The organism is Nocardioides sp. Soil796 (assembly GCF_001429525.1).
Taxonomy (GTDB): domain Bacteria; phylum Actinomycetota; class Actinomycetes; order Propionibacteriales; family Nocardioidaceae; genus Nocardioides.
In genome coordinates this window covers 1-4,077 of the sequence record NZ_LMSQ01000011.1, presented here as the reverse complement: position 1 = coordinate 4,077, position 4,077 = coordinate 1, and the positions used below count along the sequence as shown (strand labels likewise).

Here is a 4,077-nt window from a genome sequence, read left to right as displayed (position 1 = left end):
GGCTCATCCCAATCGGGGGTGTAGAAGTTGGGGTCTGAAGCCGCCGGTCTCGAGCAGGCTTCGGGCGATGTAGTTGGTCAGGTTGCGGAACCCGAGTGCGGAGCCGCGCAGGTGTTCGAGCCGTCCGTTGAGCGCCTCGGTCGGCCCGTTGCTGGTGCCGGGTCGTTCGAAGTAGGCGAGCACGTCAGCGGCTCGCTTCTTCAGGGTCCGGCCCAGGGCTGTGAGCTCGGTGAGCACCTTGGGGACGCCGGCGCTGAGGTCGGTGATCAGCTTCTCCATGAGCTCGCGGCCACGTTGCCGGTCCTCGTGGCGATAGGCGGCGATCATGCGCTGGTAGACACCCCAGGTCGCCTCGACCTCGACGTGAGCGTCATCAACGAACAGCGCGCGTAGCCTGTCGCTCTGCTTGTCGGTGAGCAGGTCCGCGCCGGTGTGCAGCGTGCGCCGCGACTTGTAGAGCGGGTCGTCCCTGAACCCACGGTGCCCGTGGATCGCGAGTTGGACCCGGCGCCGGCACCTGTCGAGGGCGTCACCGGCCAAGCGCACGACGTGGAAGGGATCCATCACCGTGACCGCGTCCGGGATCTCCTCTGCAGCGGCGGTCTTGAACCCGGTGAAGCCGTCCATCGCGACCACCTCGACCGCGTCACGGAAGGCGTCGTCGCGGTCGGCGAGCCAGGTCTTGAACGCCGCCTTCGACCGGCCCTCGACCATGTCCAGCAGCCTTGCTGGGCCGGCGCCATCGCGGACCGGGGTGAGGTCGATGATCACGGTGACGTACTTGTCGCCACGCCTGGTGTGGCGCCAGACGTGCTCATCGACGCCAATGACCTTCACGCCCTCGAACCGCGTGGGGTCGTTGATCAGCAGCCGCTTGCCTTCGGCCAGGACCGCGTTGTTGGCGGTGTCCCACGCGACCCCGAGTCCCTCGGCGACACGGGCGACGGTGAGGTGTGCGACCACGATCCCTTCCAGCGCCCACCGCAGCCCGGTGCGCGAGAGCTTCGCGCGTGGCTCCGCCGCGGCGCTGGTGTCTTGGCGCCACACGTGTCCGCAGTCGGCACAGCGGTAGCGGCGCACTACAACTTCCAGCACGGTCGGTCGCCAGCCCAGCGGCTCGTGGGCCAACCGCCGGATCACGGTGTCACGAGCAGCGCCTTCGCTGCCGCACCGTCGGCACCACTGATCTGGTTCCACCACGCGGCACGCGAGGACCGCACGATCCGGTTCAAGTCGTTGCCCGGTCACGCTCAGACCGAGGCCGTCGAGTCGAGCGAAGGCGGTCAGGTCAGGGCGGCCGAAGCCGGCCTGCGGGGTAGCGTCGAACACGTCGAGGTCTTTCGGATGGATGGCGTAGGAACCTCCGTCGTCGGGAGACCTCGACGTCTATCTGCGGACCGACGCGCCCGGCCGACCTACACCGTCATCTGGGAAGACCCCTGAAACGTCTTCGACGACGACGGGACCGGCTAGGAGGAGGGCGCGGTGAGCTAAAAGAATGGAGCTTGCTCGGCTTCGACGCCGCCGCAAGCTCCGGTGAAACGGTCGGTACTGGTCGGTCGTCGTCGGTCACCACCGGATGGCGGCGCCCCCCCACTCTCGGCGTTTGCGCAGGTCAGCGGCTCGTTCGCCCAGTGGGCGCATCAAGCGATAGACGCAAAGCCGACGTGATTAGGTCGTCGGTTCGATTCCGACAGGCGGCTCTGGCGAACAGCCCCTGACCTGCGGAAACGCAGGGCAGGGGCGGTTCGGTTCTGGTGGTCGCGCGACGCGCTGGCCTCACGGCTCTGCCCGACACCGACGTCGCTCTCCTCTGCGACGGACCCCTCGCCGGCTGAGCGCTCGCGGCCGGCATCCTGTCCGTGTGCCGATAGGCCTCGCTCCGCTCGGCAACGCGGCGTGGCGTTGTGTCGCGACCTGGACGTGCGAGGTGTCAACGGTGCGTCGGCGCAGCGATCGTTGTGTGCGCAGCGAGATGTTCCATGCCGCACGGGCGACGCGCACGAACGCAACGCCCCGGAACGCCAACGACCCGTCATCGCTGCGACGCGCAACGCGTCTCCCGTCACGGCAACGGATCGCAACCAAGACCCGCCCACGGCGCCTAGCGGGACGGAGGGCAAGTTGACACAGTTGCGCTGCCATGGAACCGCGCTGGCTCTCTCGATGACCACCGGTGAACCAGTGCCGCTCCAGGCTTGCGCCTGGTGTTGCCTGGCCCCCCTCGTGATCGGCCCGTCGGGGATCGTCAACGTGGTGCGGGTGTCGAGGCGGTCGGGTCCGACGGCTCGGCGGGGCGCGATCGTCTCGTGCGTTGGCGGACTACGGGAGCTTGGACGCGAGGACGTCGGCCGCCAGGATCTCGGGTGCTGCGCCGAGGAGGTGCTGGTTGGCCATCAGGGCTGCGACGATGGCGCCGTTGGCGTGGGCGTCGCGAGCGGCCTCGTCGGGGAATGCATCGAAGATCCAAAAGGTGTCGGCGTGGGTTCTAGCCGCGAACCAGACAATCGTTCCCACTTCTTCGTTGGCGAGTGCGACAGCGCCGGCGAGCAGATCGGCGAGCGCGTCGTGCTGTCCATCGGCCGCGACGATCTTGGCGACGAAGGCATACGGAAGTGATGCGGGTGTGGACATGAGGGGTTCTCCTTGAAGTCGGGGTTCTTCGTGGGGCGAGTTCAGCGTATGACGAGCGAGGGCCGATGGGGAGTGGCGTATACGACAGTATTGCTATTGTTCGCGCCATGCGTATCGGACTGATCGCGATCGACGGCTGCTTCGGTTCGGCTGTCGCGTCGGTCATCGACATCGTGCGGGTGGCCGACGGAGCCCGCGGCGATATCGACCCGCGGATCGACCCGATCGAACTCGCCATCCTCGGACCGAAACGGCGAGTGACCACGACGGCATCGATGACCCTGTCGGTTGACCACCCGCTGTCGGAGTCCGGAGAGTTCGACGTGGTCGTCGTCCCTGCGCTTGGAACCCTCACGGCCGCCGCTACCAACGACGCCCTCCAGAGCCGAGATGCTCGTTCGGTCATCGCCTCGCTCGGGCGCCTCGACGACGCGACCACCCGAATCGCCGCGGCGTGCACCGGCGTGTTCGCCGTCGCCGAGACCGGACGGATGCATCATCGGCGGGCGACGACCAGCTGGTTCCTGGGGCCGGAGTTCCTGAAGCGCTATCCGACCGTCGCCCTCGATCTCGACACCATGGTCGTCGTGGACGGGAACCTCGTCACCGCCGGCGCCGCGTTCGCCCACATCGACCTCGCGCTCTCACTCGTGCGATCGATCAGCCCCGACCTGGCCCAACATGTCGCCAAGCTCCTCATCATCGACGAGCGTCCGTCGCAGGCGGCCTTCGTCGCCTACGAACATCTCCGGCACGAGGACCCGATCGTCGTCGAGTTCGAACGCTTCGTGCGCGCCCGCCTGGACGAACCGTTCAACGTCGCCTTCGTCGCGCAGTCGCTCGGCACCAGCCGGCGCACCCTCGAACGACGAGTCCGTGCGGCGCTCAACCTCACTCCGCTCGGCTTCGTCCAACGGCTTCGCATCGAACGAGCTCGGCACCTCTCAGCAACCACGGACCTCACCTCCGCCGAGATCGCGCTACGGGTCGGCTACGCGAACGCCGAGACTCTGCGCTCCCTCCTGCGCAGGGAGCGACGCCGTTCCTGACCTATCGCCATGCCTGTAGCCGGTGTCCTAGCGCCCGGTTGGAACCACCTCTCAGCACGTCGCGTCGACGCTCCTGCGTCGCCCCTGGACGACCCACTCGACACGCCCGCAGCACAGGCCATGTGACGTGCCCCGGCTTCCCGGCCGGTCGGGGTTGGGTGGCTGTGATGTCGCTGCGTTCTCGTCGAGGGGGTCAGCAGACCCGATCAGGGTCGATTGGGATGAGACGCGAAGGCGGTCAGGTCAGGGCGGCCGAAGCCGGCCTGCGGGGTAGCGTCGGTCACGTCGAGGTCTTTCGGATGGATGGCGTAGGAACCTCCATCGTCGGGAGACCTCGACGTCTATCTGCGGACCGACGCGCCCGGCCGACCTACACCCTCATCTGGGAAGAGCC

At 67.7% G+C, this 4,077-nt stretch carries 3 protein-coding genes; 1 reads left to right on the top strand and 2 read right to left on the bottom strand.

Annotated elements, in window-relative coordinates; all coding sequences use genetic code 11:
* Positions 1-3: 3 nt before the first annotated feature.
* Together ASH02_RS03940 and ASH02_RS03935 are read right to left on the bottom strand one after the other, a co-directional pair.
* Complete coding sequence (locus ASH02_RS03940) at positions 4-1,329, bottom strand: ISL3-like element ISPfr2 family transposase (protein ID WP_056891177.1); 1,326 nt, start codon at positions 1,327-1,329, stop codon at positions 4-6.
* Positions 1,330-2,322: 993 nt separating this feature from the next.
* Complete coding sequence (locus tag ASH02_RS03935; protein ID WP_006247389.1) at positions 2,323-2,634, bottom strand: putative quinol monooxygenase; 312 nt, start codon at positions 2,632-2,634, stop codon at positions 2,323-2,325.
* 107 nt (positions 2,635-2,741) lie between these two features.
* Here ASH02_RS03935 and ASH02_RS03930 point away from each other — a divergent pair, with 107 nt between their 5' ends.
* Positions 2,742-3,683, top strand: a complete 942-nt coding sequence (locus ASH02_RS03930) for a GlxA family transcriptional regulator (protein ID WP_007079305.1) — start codon at positions 2,742-2,744, stop codon at positions 3,681-3,683.
* The last annotated feature ends 394 nt before the right edge of the window (positions 3,684-4,077 follow it).

Bases quoted from the DNA above. Each gene is read 5' to 3' on its own strand.
- ASH02_RS03930 (WP_007079305.1), top strand. From the start codon at position 2,742: ATGCGTATCGGACTGATCGCGATCGACGGCTGCTTCGGTTCGGCTGTC.
- ASH02_RS03935 (WP_006247389.1), bottom strand. From the start codon at position 2,634: ATGTCCACACCCGCATCACTTCCGTATGCCTTCGTCGCCAAGATCGTC.